The 24,787-nt window shown below is 42.1% G+C and carries 18 protein-coding genes and 4 pseudogenes; 9 read left to right on the plus strand and 13 right to left on the minus strand.

The features are described from left to right. Positions 1 to 85 precede the first annotated feature (85 nt). Positions 86 to 832 carry a TetR/AcrR family transcriptional regulator gene (locus ACSF8W_RS21340; protein WP_500849125.1) on the plus strand — a complete coding sequence of 249 codons (747 nt, stop codon included), beginning with the start codon at positions 86 to 88 and terminating at the stop codon, positions 830 to 832. 95 nt (positions 833 to 927) lie between these two features. Here ACSF8W_RS21340 and ACSF8W_RS21345 read toward each other — a convergent pair whose 3' ends face one another. The 4 genes from ACSF8W_RS21345 to pncB all read right to left on the minus strand — a co-directional run bounded on the left by ACSF8W_RS21345 (position 928) and on the right by pncB (position 5,292). Next, positions 928 to 1,833, minus strand: coding sequence for an immunity protein TsiV2 protein (locus tag ACSF8W_RS21345; protein WP_500849126.1), 906 nt, complete (start codon positions 1,831 to 1,833; stop codon positions 928 to 930). Between the two features lie 286 nt (positions 1,834 to 2,119). Continuing rightward, positions 2,120 to 2,860 carry an immunity protein TsiV2 protein gene (locus ACSF8W_RS21350; protein WP_500849127.1) on the minus strand — a complete coding sequence of 247 codons (741 nt, stop codon included), beginning with the start codon at positions 2,858 to 2,860 and terminating at the stop codon, positions 2,120 to 2,122. Between the two features lie 353 nt (positions 2,861 to 3,213). Further along, positions 3,214 to 4,035 (minus strand): NAD(+) synthase, encoded by an 822-nt coding sequence (gene nadE, locus ACSF8W_RS21355; RefSeq protein ID WP_500849144.1) that lies wholly within the window; start codon positions 4,033 to 4,035, stop codon positions 3,214 to 3,216. Positions 4,036 to 4,056: 21 nt separating this feature from the next. Next, positions 4,057 to 5,292, minus strand: a complete 1,236-nt coding sequence (pncB, locus tag ACSF8W_RS21360) for a nicotinate phosphoribosyltransferase (protein ID WP_500849128.1) — start codon at positions 5,290 to 5,292, stop codon at positions 4,057 to 4,059. Positions 5,293 to 5,501: 209 nt separating this feature from the next. Between pncB and ACSF8W_RS21365 the strand changes: the two genes are divergently transcribed. From ACSF8W_RS21365 to ACSF8W_RS21375, 3 genes are all read left to right on the plus strand, one after another. Beyond that, positions 5,502 to 6,242: a hypothetical protein gene (locus ACSF8W_RS21365; protein WP_500849129.1), complete on the plus strand. Its 741-nt coding sequence runs from the start codon at positions 5,502 to 5,504 to the stop codon at positions 6,240 to 6,242. A 195-nt stretch (positions 6,243 to 6,437) separates the two neighbouring features. Beyond that, entirely contained in the window at positions 6,438 to 7,106 is a 669-nt protein-coding gene (locus ACSF8W_RS21370; protein WP_500849130.1) for an isochorismatase family protein, read from the plus strand. Beyond that, positions 7,103 to 7,618 carry a nicotinate-nicotinamide nucleotide adenylyltransferase gene (locus ACSF8W_RS21375; RefSeq protein ID WP_500849131.1) on the plus strand — a complete coding sequence of 172 codons (516 nt, stop codon included), beginning with the start codon at positions 7,103 to 7,105 and terminating at the stop codon, positions 7,616 to 7,618. The genes ACSF8W_RS21370 and ACSF8W_RS21375 overlap by 4 nt, the downstream gene beginning before the upstream one ends. A 293-nt stretch (positions 7,619 to 7,911) precedes the next feature. On the opposite strand, the gene ACSF8W_RS21380 is transcribed toward ACSF8W_RS21375, so the two are convergent. Then, positions 7,912 to 8,373, minus strand: coding sequence for a hypothetical protein (locus tag ACSF8W_RS21380; RefSeq protein WP_500849132.1), 462 nt, complete (start codon positions 8,371 to 8,373; stop codon positions 7,912 to 7,914). Positions 8,374 to 8,392: 19 nt separating this feature from the next. Continuing rightward, positions 8,393 to 9,064: a TIGR02594 family protein gene (locus ACSF8W_RS21385; RefSeq protein WP_500849133.1), complete on the minus strand. Its 672-nt coding sequence runs from the start codon at positions 9,062 to 9,064 to the stop codon at positions 8,393 to 8,395. A gap of 615 nt (positions 9,065 to 9,679) precedes the next feature. On the opposite strand from ACSF8W_RS21385, the gene ACSF8W_RS21390 reads away from it, so the two are divergent. Continuing rightward, positions 9,680 to 12,616: an alkaline phosphatase family protein gene (locus tag ACSF8W_RS21390; protein ID WP_500849134.1), complete on the plus strand. Its 2,937-nt coding sequence runs from the start codon at positions 9,680 to 9,682 to the stop codon at positions 12,614 to 12,616. A gap of 89 nt (positions 12,617 to 12,705) precedes the next feature. Here ACSF8W_RS21390 and ACSF8W_RS21395 read toward each other — a convergent pair whose 3' ends face one another. Beyond that, positions 12,706 to 13,731, minus strand: a complete 1,026-nt coding sequence (locus ACSF8W_RS21395; protein ID WP_500849135.1) for a tetratricopeptide repeat protein — start codon at positions 13,729 to 13,731, stop codon at positions 12,706 to 12,708. A 479-nt stretch (positions 13,732 to 14,210) separates the two neighbouring features. Here ACSF8W_RS21395 and ACSF8W_RS21400 point away from each other — a divergent pair, with 479 nt between their 5' ends. Beyond that, positions 14,211 to 15,542, plus strand: a complete 1,332-nt coding sequence (locus ACSF8W_RS21400; RefSeq protein ID WP_500849136.1) for an MFS transporter — start codon at positions 14,211 to 14,213, stop codon at positions 15,540 to 15,542. 93 nt (positions 15,543 to 15,635) lie between these two features. Next, positions 15,636 to 15,788, plus strand: a pseudogene (locus tag ACSF8W_RS21405) (IS256 family transposase); the annotation flags it as partial. A gap of 155 nt (positions 15,789 to 15,943) precedes the next feature. On the opposite strand, the gene ACSF8W_RS21410 reads toward ACSF8W_RS21405, so the two are convergent. The 3 genes and pseudogenes from ACSF8W_RS21410 to ACSF8W_RS21420 form a co-directional block, all read right to left on the minus strand. Beyond that, on the minus strand, positions 15,944 to 16,702 hold the full coding sequence (locus ACSF8W_RS21410; protein WP_500849137.1) for an immunity protein TsiV2 protein: 759 nt from the start codon (positions 16,700 to 16,702) through the stop codon (positions 15,944 to 15,946). A gap of 2 nt (positions 16,703 to 16,704) precedes the next feature. After that, entirely contained in the window at positions 16,705 to 16,842 is a 138-nt protein-coding gene (locus ACSF8W_RS21415) for a hypothetical protein (protein WP_500849138.1), read from the minus strand. Positions 16,843 to 17,237: 395 nt separating this feature from the next. Further along, positions 17,238 to 17,465 (minus strand): annotated as a pseudogene (locus ACSF8W_RS21420) (transposase); the annotation flags it as partial. 86 nt (positions 17,466 to 17,551) lie between these two features. Here ACSF8W_RS21420 and ACSF8W_RS21425 point away from each other — a divergent pair. Beyond that, positions 17,552 to 17,704 (plus strand): annotated as a pseudogene (locus tag ACSF8W_RS21425) (IS256 family transposase); the annotation flags it as partial. 32 nt (positions 17,705 to 17,736) lie between these two features. Here the strand turns inward: ACSF8W_RS21425 and ACSF8W_RS21430 are convergent. Beyond that, on the minus strand, positions 17,737 to 18,768 hold the full coding sequence (locus tag ACSF8W_RS21430; RefSeq protein WP_500849139.1) for an SEL1-like repeat protein: 1,032 nt from the start codon (positions 18,766 to 18,768) through the stop codon (positions 17,737 to 17,739). A 253-nt stretch (positions 18,769 to 19,021) separates the two neighbouring features. On the opposite strand from ACSF8W_RS21430, the pseudogene ACSF8W_RS21435 reads away from it, so the two are divergent. Beyond that, positions 19,022 to 20,230: pseudogene (locus tag ACSF8W_RS21435) on the plus strand (IS256 family transposase). A gap of 33 nt (positions 20,231 to 20,263) precedes the next feature. Here ACSF8W_RS21435 and ACSF8W_RS21440 read toward each other — a convergent pair. Both ACSF8W_RS21440 and ACSF8W_RS21445 read right to left on the minus strand, forming a co-directional pair. Continuing rightward, positions 20,264 to 21,244: an SEL1-like repeat protein gene (locus tag ACSF8W_RS21440; RefSeq protein WP_500849140.1), complete on the minus strand. Its 981-nt coding sequence runs from the start codon at positions 21,242 to 21,244 to the stop codon at positions 20,264 to 20,266. A gap of 2 nt (positions 21,245 to 21,246) precedes the next feature. Further along, positions 21,247 to 24,787: hypothetical protein (locus tag ACSF8W_RS21445; protein ID WP_500849141.1), on the minus strand; the 3,541-nt coding region annotated here is incomplete at its 5' end.

Consider the following 24,787-nt stretch of genomic DNA (forward strand, 5'->3'; position numbering starts at 1 on the left):
TTAAAGATGACGGTCAATCACGGATTTAGGTACACTACGAGGCCTAAGCAGCCAAGATGGATGCGGGAAAACAAGCAGATAGCGTATGACAGAGAAAAAACAAGGGCGGCGCAGCGCACAAGCCGCCGAAGAAACCAAACTTCACATCATGACCGTGGCGGCAGACATGTTCTGCGAGCTGGGCTATGAGCGTGTCTCGCTGCGTAACATCAGTGAGCGCGCGGGAGTCTCTCACAGCTTGATCCGCCACCACTTTGGCAGCAAAGAGAAGATCTGGCACAGCATCAGTGATTGCTTAGAAGCCTATATGCATCACTACATGCACCAGTTGCTTGCTGACATTCCGCTGGCGTACCCGTCTCATCAACGGCTGTACCACTTTTCGGTCCGTATGCTGGCGCACATGATTGTGCACCCACAGGCGATTCAATTGATTGCCGATGCCGTGCGCCAAGAAGCCTTGTTTGATTACTTTATTGATAATTCAGGCAATATTGAAAAACTGGTGCAAGACTTGATTGATCCGGTCAATCAGGATTTCCCCCAACAGCAGATCGACATTAAAGTGCTGAAATGGCAACTGATGATGTACGGCCACGCCGCCGCCAGCATGAAGCCGTTTATTGCCGAGACCTGGGCCGATCAAAGTGATGATTTAGATGTGTGCCTGCGTAACCATTGGCAACTGTTCAATAAACAAATGGCCTGCTCGCTGAGTATTCCATCCGATGAGGTGCTCCACCCCACACACCTGAGTGAGTTGGTGTTAAACATTGACTGCAACTGGCAGAAGAAAGACGACGCTGAACAAGCTGATGCCGAAGACGTTTAAAGGTCGGGTTTATTGCGAGTCATTGTGTTGAGACATTGACCGCTCCCTCTCACACAAGCCATCGCTGTGTGAGGGGAATTATTCGCGTAAATACATTATGCCGACGCATTTTGTTTGAGTTCACGCAAATCGAATTCGATAACTTCAAGGGGAGGATTTTGATCTCTGATTTTTTGATAAATAGATCGACTGTCTTCTATGTTTTTATCTGATTTTTTTGATTCCGTATAAAGTACATCTACGTCATAGCCCACTTTTTCATTTATAATCGCTATTACCTCATCGATGGGCCGATCATTAAAATAAAAATCAGCAGTTGTTACTTTTTCGAAAATTTTCAATTTAATGTCATTTTCCTGTAAAGTTATTCCTTTAAAGAAAACGGTAATCTCTCCCAATTTTTCATTTACCTGTAAGTACAAAATAGAGTCATAAGGTATAACTTGATAATGATACTCTAGCCTCATGTTAATCGCTCTAAAAGCTAATAATGCAGATGCACCAGCGCCAACAAATATCATCGGGCTAAAAATCAATGCCATCACGATGCAAAAAATAACACCAAACCAGCCTATTCCCCTTACGATCTTATACGAAAGTTCGGATTCATCTCTATACCACCTTAATGCAATTTTTTCGTCACCAAACCGGTAGTCATAAATAAACCCAGCTAATCCACCCCAAAATACAAACCCAATAAACAATGAAGAAATTAATAACATAGCATAATAAACATCCCAAGCAGGTATTAAATTCTCCCATCCGTCTTTTAAGAATGAACCCAACAGGTACATAAACGTAAAACCAATAATGCCTGCCGTTTCACGAAGGTATTTAAACCCAAGGTAATCGAATCCCCGCCACTCCATTACATGACTTTCAGATTCCATCTGATCAAAATGTGCCTTTCCATATTTCTCGGCAGCTTCACTTATCGGAACATTTTTTATCATCTCAACATATTGTTCGGTAAGTTGGGGGTTACGGTAATTCGGTTTCATAAGTGTGCTTCAATCCTTGAAGATATAGAGGGGACAGTATGATGCTTGTCGCAGTGACCTGCCGACGATGCATCGCTGGTGCTATCAGCGATTTCACTGCTCAAGCGGTAGTGTGTACGTACGAACCGTGGAAACAGCTCACGATAATGACCAAAGGAGGCGATTGCCAGTTCCGTAGGGGATGGAACTGGCAAATTAAGGAAGACACAAAACGTTGAACGCTACCATCGATGAAAGTGTAGATCTGCAACCTACGCTGACACAGAACTATGAACACCCTCCTGGACTATGAACACTCTTCATTTTTTTCTTTGATCTTTTTAAAAACAGAATGCTCATAGACGTCTTTATATGTATTGACCTCTAAAACACTAACATTATCAATATAGTTAGCTAATTCTTTTATTATTTTGTTTTTATCATCGACTGTTTCATAGTGTAACACCCCAGAATAAAGTAAACTTCCTATAGAAGTAGACATTATTTCAGCAAACAAATCATCTTTAATGTCGAATATGACAGTTGGTGATTCAATAAAAACAAAATAATCTTTAGGTCTTGGATGGAATGTTGTTAAACCAAATGATAACAAGGCAAAACCACCCACTCCAGCAAAGATCATAGGCCCATACATCATACCTGCAATAATACAAGTAACAATACCTAACCAGGCCATTCCACGGGCTATCTTATAAGCATTATCTGGAATTTTCTCTTGCTTAGTAAAATGGATACCACTTTTTTTCACATAATATGAGACATTGTAATCAGGCATAAACAAATACCTTATAACAAAAATAAAGCTTGAATATAAAATTAGTAACGCCCAAAAACCAATATCACCGACTTTCATTCCTGTAATAAAAAAAATAATAAAAAAAAGAGTAACTGGAATGAAAATTGCGCAGCTCCATTGGATTAATCGCCCTTTTTTACCAATACTGGAACCCGTATAATCCCACTGATAAAGCGTTGTTTCATTAAGGATTTTTTCCTCGTATGATTGAATAAATTCTTCGTATGGCATTTAATCACTTCCAACTGTTAATCAATTAATATTCGCAATCTGCTTGTGTGCATGACCTTTGCCTGTGAGTATCTAGGGAAGGTCTGAAGTTTCATTTTTATACTTCAATCCTTGAAGATGTTGATGCCTGTCGCTATGACCTGCCGAGGGTTACGCATAGGCTCTATGTTCAGCGATTTAACGGCTCAGCGGTAGTGTGTGCGTACGAACCGTGGAGACAGCTCACGATAATGTTTACAACGAAAAGAGAATAAAGCCTTCGACCTGCATCGACCGTATTTGGGATGTCTATCACAGTCAGCGGAGAGTCTATCGCAAGAACGCTAGGGCTCACTCAGATGAGGCGGTCAGCGTCAGTCAGGTTTTATCGGCATGGCGCGCTTATGGGCGGTCGCCAAAAATTGGTTTTCAATACGACGCGCGCTTTTCTCTGAAATGGATAGCCCTTCGAGGTAATCGTCTATTTCGTCATACGTTACCATCAGCACGTCTTCATCCAGCAGTTGTGGCTTTTCTGATTCTAAATCTGCCGTCGGTGCTTTGGTATATAACGCTTTAGGTAGCCCGAGTGTTTTGGCTATCAGCCTGACTTGCCGTTTATTCAGGCCGACGAGCGGGGTGACATCACACGCACCGTCACCAAATTTGGTATAGAAGCCCATCACCGCTTCGGCATTGTGATCGGTTCCGATCACCAACCCACCCAGCAAGCCTGCAATTTCATATTGTGCCACCATTCGTTGCCGTGCTTTGACATTGCCCTTGGCAAAATCAAGCTCGCCACACCGTTGTTCACGGAGGCCATGCATCCCGCTGACCACTTCGCAATGCAAGGCATCAACCGCTGACTGAATATTCACGGTGTGCACGTGGTCAGGGCGTATATAGTCGAGCGCGGCTTGCGCATCTGACTCATCTAATTGCGTGCCATAAGGTAGCCTAACCGCAACAAAAAATGCGTCGTAACCGGTTGAACGCAGCTTTTCTACCGCTAACTGCGCCAGTCGCGCGGCGGCACTGGAATCAACACCACCACTGACACCCAGCACATACGCGTGTAAACCCGACGCCTTGAGCGTGTTAGCCAGAAAGGTGATACGGCGGTCGATTTCCTGCTTGGCATCGAACTCGCTCATGCTCTGTACGTGTAATTCATTCAGGATACGCGCTTTAATCATGCTCATGATCCTTCTCCATTATGCCGGGACGTTAAAACGACGCTTGAGATTTGCAAGGTATACGAGATCTTTACAGATGCTTTTACCGGGTTCATCTGAGATTTTCGCCACGGGTGAACCATCACACTGGGTCATCTTCATCACGATATTCAGTGGCTTATATTTAACCCCATCTTGGTTCACATAATCCCCCATGTCGTTACTCAAAAAAGTGCCGATACCAAAGCTGGTTTTGATCCGACCTTTAAAATGGCGGGCGATCTTTATGGCTAACTCAAAATCAAGGCTATCACTGAACACCAACGTTTTTGACAGCGGGTCAATGCCTTGCTTCTCATAGTGGGTAATGAACTTCTCCCCCCAGACAAACGGACACCCTGAATCGTGCCTTACCCCATCGAATAATTTGCTAAACATATAATCGAAATTTTCGAGGAAGGCGTCGGTGGTAATACAGTCTGTCAACGCGATACCCAATCGGCCGCGATACACCCTATTCCACGCTTCAAGTGCTTCAAAGAGGCTGTTTTTCACATTGACGATGGATTGATGCGCTTGAAACCATTCGTGGGCCTGCGTACCAATTGCGTTAATCCCATATTCTTTCGCCAAGTGATAATTACTGCTGCCCACAAACATGGCGGGGACTTCACGCTTCATATGTTGAACCATGTCGCTCTGTGTTCTAGCGCTGAAGCGTCGACGTGTCCCGAAATCAGCAAAGAAGAAATGCCCTTCCAGATCATTGTCTTTCACCGCTTGTTTTAGCCATCGCGTCTTCTTGTATAAAATTTCACGGTTTAATTCATCAGGCATGTCAGGAAAACAACGACGATTTCTCACTTCAGACACGATGGCCAGCACGGGGATCTCAAACAGAATGGTGGCGAACCAACTGCCTTTGCATCGAATAAAAAGCTGATCGTTTTCAATGCCAATGGACAAGCAACGGGCGGGATCAAGTCGGAAATTTCTCAACACGTCGAGGAAAGCCGGCTTCATGAAACTTATCTTTTTGAGATAGCTGATTTGATCATCAGAAAAACGCAGGTCTGCCAATCGCTGCAACTCTGTTTTAATTTCACCGCATAGTTCAGTGAGATCTTCCTCTGAACGGCAGATGAATTCATATTCTACCTCTAGACTCGGGTAGCGTTCCCACACGGCCTGCATCATATGTAGCTTATACGCATCCGTATCAAGCAAACTTGTCACGATGTGCTTCTGGAACAATCCTTTAGATATAAAATTCATGATAACCTTCCAAGTTGGTCAATTTGTTTGTCTAACAATATAATGGACCTACCCGTACAACTTAGTCAAGTAAGTTGACTAACTTTTTCTGGCAGATTTTTGCAACGGTTGTTTAAGTGAATGATTTCAAACAAACACATTAGACAAGGAAGTTGTCCAACTTTCTGTGTTCTGTTACTGTAGTGCCACAGCATAAGAGGACATACCGCATGATCAATACACTCGACTTCGCCTGTTTCAGGCTGAATAACGGCACACCTGAAATTCTTTTACGCATGCGGGACAACATCGACGAGCCAGCCTATGGTGAATATGCCTTAGTCGGCGGATGGGTATGGGAAGAGCCGCTACAACAAGGGGCGATGTTTGATGCGAGCCTTGAAGAAGCCCAAGCCAGAATCATTGAAATGAAAGTCGGCATTAAGCCTTCTTATGTCAGCCAAATTCAGACCCTCGGCAACAACTGGCGAGACGCGCGTGGCTGGTCAATGACGGTTATCCACCTCTGTTTCTTTAATAGCGCGGATTGCCATGCCCTCTCAGAAACAAATGGCATGAAGTGGGTGCCGGTTGCCTCCATCATTGAGGGTGAACAAGTTGGCCAGCAGTGGGTATCGAACACCGAAGAGGGCATTACGTTATGCTTTGATCATAACCTGCTCGCCACTCTGGCGTACCAAGCCATGCAGCACCGCCTAACGTACTCATCCCTGGCTTTTTATATTTTGCCTGACACCTTTTCCGTCCCCGACGTGATTGAAGCGTTTGCGGCGTTTGGGGTGCGGATTACGAAACAAACCATTGCGAATCGATGGGTTAAGTCAGGCCTGATCACCGATACGGGTGAAAAAGGCATCAGCCGTCGCGGTGGACAAAAGCCCACCTTGTACCGACTGGCAGAACAAGAACTGTCTTTCTTTGATGTGTCGCTTGGCAGAACAAGTCAGTAATATCGAGTCCACCTCCTCTCTCCCACCTCCCTCTCGCTAAGAGGGAGGACATACTCGGCTTTTCCCCTCCCTTATTCATCCTGACCCTTTCAATCATTGATCCCACAAAAAAGCCATGCTAACCTGACTCAAGTTGGTCAACTAACTTAACCAACAAGTTCAACCCAATGAATGTACGATAGAAGGAAACATCGCATGGTTAACTATTCGCACGTTGCATCTTTTGATGTCGATCCCCAAAACACGTTCACACCGGTCTGCCCCGACGAACTGCCTGTACCCGGTGGCAATGAGATTGCCGATGAACTAAACCAGAACGCAAAATTTGCCAGTAAGCGCATCTTGTCACGCGATGGGCATCCCAAAGATGCACTGTGGGTGGCTCAAAAACCCGAGCAAGTATTAACCGCAGCGAACCTGACGAATGTCGATCTATATTGGCCAGCACATGCGGTGATTGGCACGCTGGGGTTTGATTTAATTGATGGGCTGCCCCACCCTGTGATGGGCTATGACTACACCGTCACGAAAGGCATCGATAGCGACTGTCATCCCTACGGTGCTTGTTACCATGATTTGGCCAATACGCGCAGCACGGGGGTGATTGAGTACCTTAAATTAAATAACATCACGACGATCATCGTCGGCGGTCTCGCCCTCGAGTTTTGTGTCAAAACCACCGTCGAGCAACTCATGGATGCCGGCTTTCAGGTGATCATCAATTTGGCCTCGACACGCGCCCTCTCAGCAGACGGTGAAAGCGACACCCTTGCCGCGTTACGCAAAAAGCCGGGGTTCACCCTTGTGGAAAGCCATGCACAACTCGCTGACGCCATTCAACATTTGAATAATGACATCGTATGATTGGTGTATTCGGTTCTGCCTTTAATCCCCCAACATTGGGTCATGATGATGCCATTAAGCAGGCCCTCGACAAAGTCGATAAGGTTATCTTGGTGCCATCGGCTCTCCACCCGTGGGGGAAAAAGATGGTCGATTTTGATCTCAGAATAACGATGTTACAGACATACGTTGAGACAGCATTTCCTTGTGGCCGCGTGCAGGTGTCCGATATAGAGCGGACACTGGCACAAACAGGCCAGCCTGTTTTCACTTGGCAGTTAATGGCGTCTCTTGATGCTTTGTATCCAAATGAGAAGCTGATTTTTCTGTGCGGCCCTGATGTCGAGCAAGATTGGGATAAATTCCAAAAAGCGGCATACATCCGCGAAACATGGGGAGTGATGTCTGTCAGTGAAAGGAGAACGATCAGAAGTACATTGGTGAGAAAAAACATTGAAACAGGCAAACCGATTAAAGGCCTTGTCGCCCCCGCTGTAGAAGCGTTTATCTTGAGTAATCATTTATATCGATAGAGACGGTGCCATGAGGCCTGCTGGCAAAGCCCTTCGGCTCACGCTACATGCAACAAGCCCTTCTTGCCATCACCAACGACAGCCGGATACGTCCTCACTCAAAACGTCACGTTTGCATCGCTTTACTTTTAGATGGCACTCGAATTTTCACTCTCAACACCAAGACTGTCCGTATATTATTGGCTTTATCACCACTGAGTATCACATTCCACCCAGGCCGAGATAAATGGAGTGTCGAGGGAAATTTGTCGTATCAAAATAAAAGCCGCTGAGGAATAAGCGGCTTTATAATATTAATCACAATGTGAAAATTGTGATTGACCCTTATCAGCGGTTAACGCACTGTTTTTTGCTAATTGAGTTAATGAATCGGTTAAAATAAATTGCGCACCAACACCAGGCCAGTAATAACCATCATTACTCGTACAAAGGGTAATAATGACATATGAATCATCTATAATTGCTTCCTCACCTCGTTCCACAAACATTGTATAACTGATATTTGTTTGCTTTGTACCACGAATGGTTTCAATAACATCTGCGTAATAAACATGTTTACTGAGAGATTCGTCGTCAGGCATGTCGACAATTTCAACATTGGTGTGTTTAACAATTGCAGAGTACGGTGTGCTATCAATTGCCTCGGATAAAAAAGCCTTCTGGGCATCTACTTGTTCTTGATTTAGACTTTCGATTGCGAAGGTTTGGCAAGCCATCAGAGATAGACATATTAGCAAGAGTGAATATTTTTTCATATCATCTACCTATGTATAATTATGCTTCAGAGCCAGCAATGGTTGCTTTTTTTGTATAAACAGATAAAGAACCTTTTTCTGTGTTGTAATTACTTGGAACAACGAAGGTATCCCATACGTCTGCTTTGTATTTAGCGATGTTAACTTGATCACTTTGGTTTCCTCCAAGCATATACAAATGCTTGCCATCGTGGCTTTTTCCTACAACAAAAGCGACGTGTCCACCTCCACTACGACTTTTTATAGCAATTGCACCATGTATTGGGGCATCAATTTTTTTCCCGAAATTAACCCATTCACGAGCCCGAAAAGCATCTCTCACCGGTGTATAACCATGCTGTTTTACTACCCATGCGACGAAAGAGCCACACCAAGCATTTTTACCACCAGAATCATCAGTACCCCAGAATTTAGATGCTTTAAAGTATTCAAGGATACGAGAATTAGCCTTTGAACCTCTAATTTCAGCTTGCCCTACTTCTGCTAATGCGGTTTTCATCCAACTAACAGTCGTTACTATAGTTTCAGGTTCACTAACTACGCTTTTTATCGTTAATAGTTTATCTTTGATTTTCCGGTGAGTACGTCCGTTGGCGTCAATTCTACCATCAGGCCGCTGCATCATTATCACATTTTTTTGAAATGATTTGATTGCGTCAACAGTTTTGGAATTTTCTGGTTTAGTACCCAATTTCCCATCTACTACAAGTTTTTTTGTGGGTGAAATAAGGTGTAATAAGGTGTAATAACTGATTTAATGCTGTTTGAACGGCCTTAATATCCTGTACTGTGTTTTTACCACCAATTCCTACAGAGTGCGTAATGCGTAAATTACTCATCACGGATTTTCCTTAAATAATAAAAAGACATCGATTCAGTACTAAATATTACATAAGACAATGAAAAGATAGATAAAATAACAATTATTAATAGAGGGAGTAGATCATTGCGAGAAATGACGCATAAGATATGTAATGTTATTCGTTTTGTTTCATTACATAAAGAGTAAACAAATACTGGACACCCACCCTAAACAACCTGCCAACGCTTCCGTTCAACACCTCGGTCTACATCATGGAATATCTGCTCACATTCAGATTTCAGACATAAAAAACCTCGCCATCACGGACGTGTCCTCACCCAAAACGTCACGTTTGCATCGCTTTACTTTTAGATGGCACTCGAATTTTCACTCTCGCCGTTGCACTCTGGCGATTTACTGACAAAATACGCCCCGTCGATGCTGCCATGCACACATGACACGCTCTTTGAAGATCAATGGCTTGTAGATAAAAGGATTTTGACCATGCCTCGGTTTACTATGAACACCATGACTGTCGGGATATTATTGGCTTTATCACCACTGAGTGCCTTCATGTCACATTCCTCTCAGGCAGAGATCAGCCGTACGCCCATTATGGGTGGCTTAGTTAACTCAGCCGAAGTGCTACAACACCACATTGTTTCTTCTGTGTCTTATTCCACTCGCCTGACGCGTGATATGACATTGTTTACCATCGGCGGCCTCACCCTTGAAGCCTATCTTCTCAGCTTACCGCTTGATGCAAAAACCAAAGCCAGAGTGATGGGGCAACTTGCCGATCCCACGTACACTATCCCTCTCGGTTACTTTCTCTACCAATTTTATGACCGTTATACCGGTATCGGTAATGAAGACGCGTTTAAAGCCTATCTCAAAACGGTCTACGACGAGCGTGCATTAACAGGGTTTGAGCATTCGCTATTTACACTCAATGCAAAGACGAACACGGAAAACAAAGACCATAAAAAAGATCAAGCGCACCAAGACGGGATCAAGGTAGACGGTGAATTCATGGCAGCCATGGTCACCGTGTATGACGCATTGGTGCAGATTGGCGAATGGCAAAATATGGCGCAACTGCCTTCTCAGTACACCTACCTGACGAACAGTGCGCACGATCTGGCATTAGTCAGCCAAATACAGCCCATCGTTATCCACCTTCTCATGCAGGCTTCCGCAGGCATGGAAGACGGTGACATGAAAAATGCGTTGTTGGCCATTATTGATGACGATGCGCCAGCACAACAAAACAACAGCAACAGCAACAATAAAGCCCAAGCACTCACCATTACTCTTATCGACTTTATTCGCTTGAACGTACTGAAAGCATATCGTCAGTTTGTGTATCAAGATGAACGCGCCATCGCACTGAATAACTGGCTACAAAACGCGTTTAATGACCAGCCAAGCGATGCGATTGGCTTTTTACAATCGCAACAGCAGCGTCGATTAGCCGTACAGATCACGGTCGATGGCTTACAACAGGGGCTAATAGAAGGGTTGGTTGATCCGAAAAAGCCATTCATTGGCGTCGCGTACCACAATCATCTCAACCACAAAAAATACGACGCACCTGAAACGGTATCCAGCCCTGACCATGAGCAAGACACCCGTTTTTTACAGACACTGGCAGAGCAACCCTATAACGATCCGCACTACCTGCCCTTTTTCACTCGCTTGTATCAAGCGCACACTCCCTCCATCGCACGCGTTGGTATTTCATCGACACCCACCATCAGTGTGCGCAATCTGCCGATCATAAAAACAGGGGCCAAGGTGTCGGGTGAGCAAGGTACAGGTATTCCTAATTTTCATTTTGTGGATAGAGAGGAAGATCGCGCCTATTACTTCTTTGGCAACGACGCACTGCAACTCGATAGGCTGATGCAAGCGAACAACGTCAAAACAATGTTTGACCGCCTCAATTACCTGAAAACGCTCAACTGTAATGCGCAGTATGATTGGAATGCGCACACCAGTTACGACGCGTTAGTGAATTTAGGCGCCGGTGAAACCTTGCGTGATTTTGGTGAAAAGCGCTGCGTGCGTGAACTACAAGAAAGAGCAAAAACAGAACAACAATTAACGCGATTACGTGAACTGCTCATTCACGACATCACCGCTTATCAAGACATTCCTTCTTGGCGTTTTTACACCAAGCTTTCTCATCAATGGAAAGTTGAACAGGCCATTGAAACGTATGCCCACCTTGATGGCAAGGGCATGCCAGACTACACCTTGATCTACAACCCGTGGCCCGATCACTTTGCCCATTTCGTTGGCCCATTCAGTGACGAGATCATCATGCCCACTGGCGAGCTCAACCGACTCGATTATTGGATTGGCCAAGTGGAACAAACCTACCGTGATGCGGGCGTCTACCCACGTACATTATGGGGAATGGCGGGCGATCATGGCCTTGCGCCTGTTTACTACACCCTCAATCCTGAAAAAGCGATCTTTGCGCCTTTGGAGAAAAAACTCGGCTACCCATTGTCGGTTAGAAAGATATCGTCCGATGAAGGCGAAGGACCGAAAATAACCAATGCCCTCAATTCCCCCACCAATAAGGGGATAGATGTCGTCGTTGCCTCAACCGCGGGCGGCAACTTTATGCTCGATGTGTTCAACGCAACCCAAGGATGGAAAACTCAGCCGCGCTATCACGAACTGACTCAGTGGCAACCGATCAACAGTACCTCGAACGCTAGCACCTCCTTGAACAATAACGTCGACCTGATCGCTGAAACCCTCACGGCATTGGGCGATACGTTGGATTATCTCGTGGTGAGGGAAAGCACCTGCACAGAGCAAACGTGTCACGTGCGGTTAGTCGGCCAACGGGATGGCAAGCGTGTGGATGAGTTTATCCAACAGCAGGGTGACCGCTATTTTTATTCAGCGAAGGATCACAACAGTAGCTTACTCAACATCCATCAAATGAATCCTTACTTACCGTTAAAAAGCAAAGCGGACGTTGACACCTTCGCGCACTATTACAACCTGTGCGTGACCAGCGCTGAGCAAACCGACCCACACACATGGTGTGATGCCAATCAATGGCGCGCATTAACGCGCTTTACGCCGCGTCCTGATTCGGTCATCCAACTGGCCACACTCTACGCCGAGCCAAGAGCCGGAACCATCAACCTGTTCCCACGCGATGGCATTGGTTATAACACCCGAGTACCGGGTCGACACGCCGGTGAAAGCTATTTAGAGAAAGATGCCTTCATTGGCTTTTGGGGCGACCCGATCGGCCCACACCCTACCCCTCTGATCAGTGAAGAAAATGGGTCACTCGCCCCTACTTTGTTTGAATACCTCACTGGTGAAACCGTGGTCGTTAACCAAAATGGCTGGGGCTATCCATCACTCTTGAACAAGTTAGACGTTGAGCTTGATCTCGCGGATAAGTAACGAGCAAATTAAAAAACGGGAACGATAGCCAGTTCCGCAGGGGGGACTGGCTAGAAACGTTGAGGAAGGAGCGTCGATTGGCGTAAAACTCAATTGAAAAGCTTGTGGGAGGCTTCATCCAAGAAACGGTTAGGTTTTACGCGCTTTAAAAATGCTTCAGCTTGTTTTTCCAAATCAGATTGTTCTTCAGGGGTAATTAAAACATTATAAAGGTAATTTCCATTCTTATCTTTTTTATATATCCCATATTGCCCTTCAACTCTTACTTTAACTCTAGGTGACCAAGACATATCACTTCCTAATCCAATTGCAATCTTATGATAAAGATATGACATTTTATAATTTTCTTCAAACCCCCTCTTACCATCATGATATGAATAAGAAATATGCTCAGCCGCGTCACTATAACCTAGGTCTAAAGCTTTAAGTATCCATTTTTTTGCTTCTATTTCTCCAATTTCTTCATCAGAAAAAAACAAATTTAACATAGCCGGTGCATAACCATTTTCCGCAGCCAAGATCAAATACTCTAAATATTTATCCTCATCATCCCAAACAGAGGCTCCTCTCAATACACCGTACCATCCACTCTTGATTATATCCTCATAGAATTCACCACGCTTTTTCTTTTCATAAAAAGAGAATAATTTCCACCAATCTCCTTTGTTATGATAGTAAGCATACATGGCTTTTCCATCACCTTGATCCGCTAGCTTTTTAAAACCAGCTAGAGCCTTATCTTTCCACTCTTCATCACATGACCATCCCCTGAAATCACAAGGGTTTCTTAATCCACCCGGCACCATTAGTTCCATCGCCCAAGGGTCACCCATTCCTGCCGCTTGCAAAAAGCTATCACCAGCATCACTGTATTTTCCTGTTTCATAGTGGGCAACGCCTAACCAATATCGAGCATGGGCATTACCTTTTTCCGCTTCAGCTTGGAAAACGGCTTTGGCTTGGTCGTATTCAAATTGGTTGTACAGCTGTACGCCTTGCTCAATGTGGGCTTGGCAACTCGCATCGCAGTCATATGCAGAGGCTTGACTGGACGCGATGACGTTCATAAAAGTAAACATGCCTGCGAGTATCGAGGAGGAGGTTTTAGGTTTCATGTGCGTGCTGCAATCCTTGAAGGTTGTGGGTGTAGGAGGGTTACCGTATGACGAGGGTCAACGCTCAGGGCTATTTTCAGTGGTTTAGGGGATCGGGGGATAGTATGTACGTGCGAACCATGGAGACAGGTCACGATAATGAAACGAAGAAAAGGGATAGCCCACTAATTTACATCACTTGAATATTTTTTGAATGGGGGCAGTTACGCGAAAAGACAGCCAGGACATGACCCATTGAACATCAAATGTTATCCACTCTTAAATAATTCTCAATCTCACCAGATTAAGTTGCATAAGATAGGGGCAAGCAGTAATCTTGCGCCCGCTATACTACTGATATTTAAGTGTCAGCGTGTTTGGAATACCAACATTAGGACAATCCCCTCTTAAGGCTAAAACGCCTCAATAACGATAGTTTTGCAGCCTAATGATAGCGCAAGACGAACCTTTACTATGGCAATAAAAATACAGAAGATTCCATGACATTCAAAGAGATCCTTGAAGTACGCAATGTCCGCTACTTTCTCATGTTTCAAAGCAGCTACTTTGCTCGCTTTTATTATCCGGTATTCACCCTCCTCTACTTAGATTATGGCTTAACGCTCTCTCAATTTGCCATCCTTAACGTAGTCTGGGCGGCGACAATTGTGCTAGCTGAAGTTCCATCTGGCGCATTTGCAGATACCTTAGGCCGCAAAAAACTCGTCGTGCTGTCATCATTGGTGATGTTTATTGAAATCGCAATGATTGCGCTTGTTCCTACCAGCAATCCTACGCTGGTATTCAATGTATTTTTGATCAACCGAATACTGAGTGGCTTGGCGATGGCTTTGGCCAGTGGTGCGGATGAAGCCTTAGCTTACGACACGTTAAAGGAACAAGGTAAAGAAGATGCATGGCCAAAAGTGTTGCAAGTTCAGCTTCGCATATCCTCAAGCATCGGCATTTTTGTCACCTTAGTCGGCGCGGCTATGTATGATGTGAACGTTATGGCTACCGTCTATTCCTTCCTCGGCCTAGACGCACCGCAAAGCACGCAAGACATCATGCGTATTCCTGTTTTTGCCACCTTACTGGTGGCCATGCTCGCCATTTATGCCGCCGTCAACATGCGAGAAGCGAAGAAAATATTACCGCCAGATACGACGAAATGGGCAACCACGGTCGCGAGCCTCAAATTAACCGGCCTCACAGGTAAGTGGGTGTTATCCACGCCCTATGTGCTCTTCATCTTGCTCTACTACAGCTTATTTGAACACACGTCACGTATGTTTTTGACCATGAACAGCCAATACTATCGTGCGATTGATATTCCCATTCTCTATTTTGGTTTCATTGGCGCAGGGATCAGTCTACTCAAAATCCTATTGGCAGGGCAGAGCCGTCGCTTAGCGGAAAGCATGGCGCCTAAAATGTTCATTTTTGTGATGGGTTTAGCTACCATGGCAACCTATTACTGGATCAGTTTGGGCTGGTCAATTTACGGCGTTATACCTGCGCTCATCTTGATCTTTATTATCATGACGATGAACATTTTCATTAGCTATCATCTGAATAAAAATACAGAATCACACAACCGAGCGACCGTACTCAGTTTTAAAGGTCTTATGTTTAACCTGGGATACGGCTCAATCGGCGTTTTATATGCCTACTACTACAAATTGGTTTCTCAGAACTACACCGAACAACAGATAGCGCAACACATCGACTTTTTAGCGTCACTTTCCTCGTTTTTCTATTATTTTACCTTTTTGTTCGTTGCAATTAGTGCTGCCTTTTATATACAGCATAAGAAAAAAGCGATTTTTTAAACACCCAGCATAAGCGTTGAACCCTCGCTAATGAGCTCTTCCCCATTAGCGGGGATTTGCCACACAAAAATGAGCGTCGTACACAGCGCGTGTTTTTCCAACAAAACCTGCTTGCTGAAACTGGTTTATGTTGGGATTTTAAAGGCATCAGAAAAGTGGACACATCCGGTACAGAATAGGAACCTGACATTATCTCAGCTAAGAATCCACTTTCCTGGCAGGGTCGATGAGTATGTAGATCGGTGATTATGCTACACAGAACTTTAACCCCCTACCTCATAATGATAACTGGCTATCCTTACTGAAATTAAATATCAATTTCTTATCACTCACTCCTGATATGCTACTCATTAAATAATTGCAAGAAAATACACGGACCTTCTAACTCTATCTAATATATATCAACACATTTTATTACTATTTTTTTTATCTTCCTTATCCATTATTTCTCTATGCTTAGCATAAATAGGATGGTTATATTTATCGTCCATACTTTTCACATTCTTAACTATAAAACCTATTGATGATTTTAAAATATCGTCTATTATTTGATTTTTTTGACTTATGGACTGTGCATGTAAATCACAAGAATAATTAATGCTATGTTCACTCATTGATTTTATAGAAAAACGGGTGTCATTTATTGGATTAAAAAGCAAGGTCGGATGCGAAATAAAAACAGCGTAATCATTTTTTTTCGACTTAAAATTTGCAAAAAGAAATGACATCAGCGCAAATCCACCTGCACCAACAAAGATCATTGGACCATAAATAAGCACAGAAAATATACAAAGTGGTATACCAATCCATGAAATAATTCGTACAATTTTATATGTAATATCCGGAATCACTTCTCGCTGCTCATATCTAATACCGGTTCTTGTTACATAATAATTAAAACTATAATCAGGAAGCAATAAATACCTACCCACAAATAATGACACTAACAAGTGTATGGCACATATTAACATTCCAACTATTCCAAGGCTAAAATCTGATGCAATCAACAATACCACTGGAAGAAAACATGCCGCTGGTAATATAACAATCCATCTAATTAAAGACCCATACCGCCCACCTTCAAAGCCTATAAACTGCCATTGTAATAATATTTCTTTGTTTTTCAAATCTTCAATTCTTTTATTAATATCTAAAGCCATTATCAACCACCAACTTTGAGCGTCTGAATATCACCATCGATTGTTACCATCACCATATAAACATAACCCGGAATACTGTTTAACTTTTCTCCCTTATAACAAATTTTATTATTCCCTTTTGTATATAAATTCATTGGCATAATCACACCTACAGATATAGAAAAACTAATAAGACACCCATCTTAAAAACTCAACCATATGGTATATTCATTGACTATCTACTATTCAAGACTTTGCTTCCAACACTTCCGTCATATATCTCGGTCTATATCATGAAATCTCTGATGCATTAAAATTTCAGGCATGACAAAACCTAGCCATTAGGCCAGTAAGAAATGGAATATAAAAATCTTCAGGCTACATGAAGCAATCTTCGACTGGTGCTTACACCGCTCGTTCGTTGCTGGCCGATGTAGTGGTAATATTCACGCAGTAAGCCTTCCTTGCCTATCGCGCCAGTGAAGTTTTTCTCTAATCGATGCGTTAATTCCAACCAATTGTCTTCTGTCAGTCCAAGGCGGGAAACGATGTTCCGTGCCGTTTCCGGTGTGTTCGCCATGCCCGCACGCACAGGATAGAGATCAACATAAACCAGACACGCCGCCAACGCCGCTTCATCAAGCAAAGCTTGCGACTTAAATCGCCCTTCCCAAAAGCATCCTGTACAGCCATTCTCTTTATTGGCTTGGCGCGCGATGAGTTCGTTGAGAAACCGAATGAACCAACTGATCTCATGCAATCGCACACGCCAATCTTCGGCAATACGCTCAACCCACCCTCTCCGATGTTCATAGCACGTGCCGGTTAACGGGTCTTTACCACACAAAAATGAGCGTGTGCACAGCATAGTTTTCCAATGAAACCAGCTTGTTGAAGCTAATTTATGCTGGGATTTTATAGGCGTCAGAGAAATGGACACATCCGGTACAGAACTGGAACCTGACATTATCTCAGCTAAACATCCACTTTTCTGGCAGGGTCGATGAGTATGTAGATCTGTGATTAGGCTGACACAGAATTATGCCCCCCCCTACCTAAATAAATTCTCTAAACAATAAATGTGTCGTTTCATCAAGATAACGATTAGGCTTTACCCGCTGTAGAAAAACCTCCGCCTTTGTATCTATGTCGGATTGTTCCTTAGGGGTGATAATATAATTATATAGTACATTACCACTCTCATCTTTTTTCCTGTATCCATCTTCATCTAAAATCGGTTTTTTAACATCAAAGACACTTGATTTTTCACTTCGTAATCCTAGTGATAACTTATAATAATAATATGCTTGTAAATTACTCTTACCAACATCATTTCTACCATTTTTATAAGAAAGGTATAAATGTTTAGCCGCATCAGGATAGCCTAATTGAACGGCTTTTTTTATCCATTTTATTCCATTTTCAATGCCAATTATATTTTTGTAATAAAATAACACATACATTGAAGGAACATGTCCACGTTCTGCTGCCATCAATAAATAATCAACAAGATCTTCTTCAGACTTCCAGTCTGGACTAGATATTAATAATGAATATCCACCATGCTTGATTATATTGTCATAAATTTCATTTCTCTTTTTTTGACGGTAGAATGGCACGTATTCCCACCAGTGATCACTTCTTATAAAGTGCGCATACATAGCTTTTCCGTCACCTTCGGCCGCTAGTTTATCCCACCCTTGTAAGGCTTTCTCTGCCCATTTTTCATCACAAGGCCATCCAGCCATTTCACAGCGATTTGTATAATCATCCGGGACGAGAATATCCATTGCCCATGGATTCCCCATTTCAGCAGCCTTCAAGAAACTTTGACCCGCCTCATTGCGCTTACCAGTTGCGTACTGTGTGACCCCAAACCAATAAATTGCATGAGCATTGCCTTTATCGGCTTCTGCTTGGAAGACTGCTTTGGCTTGGTCAAATTCAAACTGGTTGTACAGCTGTACGCCCTGTTCTATAGAAACTTCGCAGCGGGCATCGTAATCAACAACACCGGCATGACTGGGGGCAACAGAAACCAGTGCAGCGAACAGCCCTGCAAGTATCGGTAAGGTGTGGGTTTTCATGAATGTACTTCAATCCTTGAAGATGTTTGGGGGTAGATGGGTTAACGTATGACTATGGTCAACGCTCGGGACTATTTTCAGTGTATCGAGGGGGCGATAGATAGTAGGTAAACGCGAACCATGGAGATAGGTCACGATAATGGGAGTAGGGAGATAGCCAGTTCCGTGGGGGGAACTGGCTAATGAGGAAAAGGGGTAGTGTTCAAAGTTTTGTGTCTTTTCCTACACTTATTCAGTTAAGGGAGAAAACATCATGGCTGATAAGTACGAAATTGATATTCAAGCATTCGCGAAAGCACTTCAATCAGGTCAAAACCTCAATGGTAAGGATGGCTTGCTAACACCGTTGATTAAGCAAATCACTGAAGCCGCACTGGGGGCTGAACTTGATGAACACTTAGCTAACTAAACATCCGCTAATCGCAAGAATGGCTCATCAAAAAAGACGGTAAAAACATCCTCTGGTGAATTCGAATTAGAAACGCCAAGAGAACGAAATGGCTCGTTTGAACCACAAACAGTCAAGAGATATCAAACCCGTCTTACCGATGAAATGGAAGGCAAAATTCTTTCCCTTTTTGCGCTTGGAAACAGCTATCAAGCCATTCGCGAGCACATATTAGATATGTACGGTATGCGTATTTCAAACGGTACAATTAACGCTATTACTGACCGTTTAGTGCCTGACCTGAGGGCTTGGCAGGAACGTGATCTCGAGCCGCTTTATCCCTTTGTGTGGCTGGATGCTATTCATTACAAAATCAAAGAAAACGGGCGCTTTATCTCGAAGGCTGTTTACACCGTTCTAGGCTTAACCGTTGAAGGCAAAAAAGAATTACTCGGGCTATATCTGTCTGAAAATGAAGGGGCACATTACTGGCTCAGCGTGCTGACTGACTTACAAAATCGAGGGGTTAAAGACATCTTGATCGCCTCTGTAGATGGACTGAAAGGCTTCCCAGAAGCCATTGAAACTATCTATCCGGAAACGGAAGTACAAGTCTGTGTGATCCATCAGATCCGCAACTCGATGAAATATGTCGCAAGCAAAAATCAAAAGGCCTTCATGACCGATCTTAAGTGCGTGTATAAGGCTGCTACACTGAATGCAGCAGAACAAGCCTTAGATGAACTCGAAGCTAAATGGGGCAAGCAATACCCACTGGTTATCAAATCATGGCGCAGCAAATGGGATAATCTGTCCGTATACTTCAAATATCCTGAACAAATACGACGAGCTATCTACACGACCAATGCGGTTGAGGCTGTACATCGCCAGTTCCGAAAACTGACCAAAACCAAAGGTGGTTTTGCTAACGAAACCAGCTTGCTAAAGCTGCTTTATGCCGGGATTTTAAAGGCTTCAGAAAAGTGGACACATCCGGTACAGTACTGGAACCTGACATTATCTCAGTTAAGTATCCACTTTCCTGGCAGGGTCGATGAGTATGTAGATCTGTGACTACGCTGACACAGAACTATGAACACCCTCTACCTAAATGTACTTTCTAAACAATTCATGCGTTGTCTCATCGAGATAGCGATTAGGTTTAACACGCAGAAGAAAGTCTTCTGCCTTTTTATCCATTTCGGCTTGTTCTTGAGGTTCAACCAGATAATCGTAAACAACATTACCATTTTCATCTATAACTTTTTTATTATTTTTATCTCTACGCGGCTCCTTAACCTTATATTCACGTAAAAAGTCACTTCCAAACTCACGTGCTATTTTATTATACAAATAAGCATAGGATTCATCCATTTCAAATCCCCACTTACCACTTCTATATGCATAAAAAAGTATTTTTGCAGCATCTGGATAACCAAGTTCCAATGCTTTATATATCCATTTCTTAGCATCATTCTTACCAATTACATCCTGATTAAAAAATAACGAAACCATTGCAGACACATTGCCATCATCTGCAGCTATTAATAGATATTTGATTTTATCTTTTTTATCGCTCCATTTTATATTGTCACTTAACAAAGCATATCCAGCATGTTCTATAATGTCATTATATATTTCATTCTTCTTTGATTGGCTATAAAATGGGACATGCTCCCACCAGTATTCACTCCTGATGAAATGTGCATATTTAGCCTTACCATCACCTTTCCCTGCTAGCTGTTCCCAGCCTTTCAAGGCTTTCTCTGCCCATTTTTCATCACAGGGCCATCCCGCCATTTCACAGCGACCGGTATAATCATCAGGCACAAGGATATCCATTGCCCATGGATTACCCATTTTTGCAGCCTTCAAAAAATTCTGGCCCGGTTCATAAGTCCCCCCCGTTGCGTACTGTGTCACGCCCAACCAATAGATTGCATGCGCATTCCCTTTTTCAGCTTCAGCTTGGAAAACGGCTTTGGCTTGGTCGTATTCAAACTGACTGTACAACTCAATACCTTTTTCAAGTTGAAGACCGCCAAAAACATACGGTGAAAAAAACAGCAACAACAAAACATATTTCATATTTATTTATTCCATTCCATCATTTTGTAATTATTCGCTTTAAATTTTTCAATCGATTCAGTATCACCGTTTTTGATGATAACAAAATTGTTATAATCTTCAATCAGCTGCATGTCATAGTAACCAGGAATTATTTTTATATATGGTGTCATTCTTTGTGTCATTTTATCAAAAACATCGCAGTAATAATTAAAATCATCTCTAAGTTCCCCCAAGTGTAATTCTCTATTTTTATCATTACTTGGTATGTATTTTTCCGATACCGACAAAATAAAAAACTTTTTTATTAATAACAGGTTTTCAATATACCGCCCCCACTGCGTTGATTTATCAATATAAATTGGATTTTCTAATCCCATTCTTTGCACTGTATTTTCAAAAATCCTCTGTTGTTGCTCACTTGGATTCTCCCCCCCCATCCACTCAAGAATTTGTATAATCGCTCTTCGTTGAACATTGTTATTGTTAAATGGCTTTTCTTGCTCATCTTCAGTTGAGAAAAATTTTGGAACGTTATGATAATGCACAAGAACCGTTAATAATTTAGATAATGTTTCAGCCGGCATGTTTTTTATCCAAATCTCGTTTTCGTCGTGTCTTTTTTTACTGGTTACATACTCAGCAATATAATAAGCATTATCTTTGTTTAGCGAATTCTTTTCCATTTGGGAAATTATTGCAAATGGTAATAACAACACTTGAGCTAATGACAATCGAAAACAAATTGACACAGTGAGTATTTTATTCAGAATAGAAAATGTCTCATCATCAAAAATCTCAAATCTAACAAATCCTGGCTCATTTATTATTTTCATAATTTCACCAATGAAATCAGATATAGCTGGGGGGTTCAATATAACAGAAAACTTACCTCCTATCCCTAAGCCTGCGCTTGCTGATATATTAAAAACCAGTATAAATCTTCCATTGTAGTAAGTACATTGAAAGAGTAAGTCCGCCCCCAACCCTAATGTTCCTCTTCCCCCGATTCCAGTCTTAAACAATTCAATACTTTTCTTCTCACCTACCTTGGTCCATCCTGCTGTGAGTTCAAGATTACCTCCAATCTCCACGCCCAAAAATGCGGAGGCTTCCACTTTACTTCCGACTCCGATCTTATTTCCGTTTTTTTTCAAAGAAACCGGTTTGTTTGGGTTGGCTATAGTTTTTATCGTTGTATATCCCGTTAACGTTGTTGTCGAAGGAAAACTCGCTTCAACGCCTAATCCATCCTGTCGCATATTTCCGATATGCAAGTCAACTCCTAACTTGGCATTCGCTGCAGCAAAACCGTGAAAAGTTAATTTAATGTTTATTTTAAGATCGCCAATATTTTTTTTAGCTGACTCTAATACAGTTTCATCATTTTTATCACTTGCGTATTTTTTATATAAAACTTCCATATTAAGTTTTATTTCATGATCAAACGTTATCGCAGCACTCGCAAAATCAAATCCAACCTTGCGTTCCCCGCCAATATGTATATATTTTTCGGTTGGTTTGATCATATCTTGTTGATTAGTTAATAATTCTTCTGCATACACAAACCTGAAAAATTGAGCTCCTGTTGATATTTTTGTTATACCTGGAAAGCCAAATATGTCTTGCTTTAATACCTTACCATGCCAAGGAAAAAACACCTCGATAGGTAATTTATTTTCACTTGTATAATTTACACTTTTAAATTGTATTTCTTGATATTTACCCTCGAAAACAAACTTACCAGGCGCTTTGCCATCGCCTATTCCCCCCTCCGGTGTAGTTAAAACCATCGGAGCGATACAGTCATTTTTACTCTCACTAAAAACAGCCAATTTAGAACGTAAGTAAATGATTTTTTCAGGGTTACTTGATAATGCACACTCAACAATGGACATATTACCACCTTCGCCTACCGCATAGATCTGATCTTCTAAATTTCTCGGTTCCCAGTCGCTTTCATCCCATATTAAAAAATTCGTCACTTTTACAGCATCAGCGGGTCTACCTGCATATGAATACTTATCATTCCTATATTTAACATGTGGCTTTGAAATTTTTGAGTTTGCAATACCTTTCAATATTTCAAGTCTATTTGTCAGTTTATCCGTATAATTTAAAAGTTTTTTAACATGTTCAGCGTAATCACTTCCTTCACCTAAAAGTTCTGAAAAATCAGTGATTCTTGTTATTATTTCCTTCGCTAATTCTAGGCTTAATGTATATGCAGGAAAGTATCCAATCTTATTAGAGAAATCACACTTTTCATTAAATGCATCTAATTCAAGAACTAATAGCTGTATACCTGAAGAATTTTCTTTTAAAAGTTTAATTGTTTTTTCAGCTTGCTCACGCCCATGGAATAATTCATTTTTTGTTAAGCATTGCTCTTTAACAAACGCCCCACTTTGATTTAAATTATATAGTGATTGGAAAAAATCCCTTTTATCTCCAAGAATATTATTATTTGTTAATTCTTGTCTTATTGATGGTAGACCTTTATCACACATCTTTTGTATTATTGGATCTACCTCATTCAACCAGAATTCATAAAATTCAAATATTTCTTTTAGGTCAAGTACTTTTGAATTAATGTTGATGTCTTGTGTTTTCAAACTATTGGAAATATTTATATTATTTCGCGCGGTTAATAGCAACTTTAAATTTTTATCTATATTGACATCTTTATCATATGTGTAATATCCACCTCGCGCCACAGCGAAATGATAGCCCTCTCCATCTGCAGGCTTATATGTCTTAGCAATATCGATTGCCATCTTTTCATAATGATCTATTTTATCTCCCATCTCACTTATAAGGTCTTTCCTTAGTGATAAATACGCTTTGTCTCTCACTTCATCATAATGCTTTAATATATTACTTACAGGCTCATTTATTTCAATGTCACGAATAAAACTATTCCTGTACTTTTTGCCCTCAAATTCAGATATATTTATATCATAATTACGCTCTATGCGATTAATACGTAATTGAATATTTTCAAGTCCAAACTTAGAATCTTCTGGAAGAGCGTAGTCTTCATTTGCAATATACAACTTACGAATAATTATTGTCTTTTTATAGTTGTCAGCAAGTTCATCACTTTTCTTTCTTAAAAATACCTCATGAGCCATTGAGTTAAAGGCATCCATTAGTCCTAATCTTGTCAACCCATGAAAAATACCTTCTTTGGACTTTCCTTTAATCGCTGATTGACAAATTTCAGCTTCCTCTAAAATCATTTCTTTTATATCTTCAGAAATTAAAAGTACTCTCTGCCTTTGATCTTTTGGGTGCTCAGGGATAAATAATGAATCAACAAATTCAGGCACCTTGCATTTAGGGAATATGGTATTTGGGCCTGGTGGTAATTGTTCTCTGCCTTCTTCGCTCGCATCTAATGCTGGTTTAACCGTATCGATGTTCTTTCCGTCAGATAAACGGTAACCGTCATCCTTTTGTTCTTCATTTTTAGGCGTACCACTTGGGTCGTTGTTCGGTGCACCGCTTGGGTCATTAGTCGGCGTATCACTTGGGTCGTTGTTCGGTGCACCGCTTGGGCCA

This window comes from Photobacterium sp. 270122K (assembly GCF_059941365.1).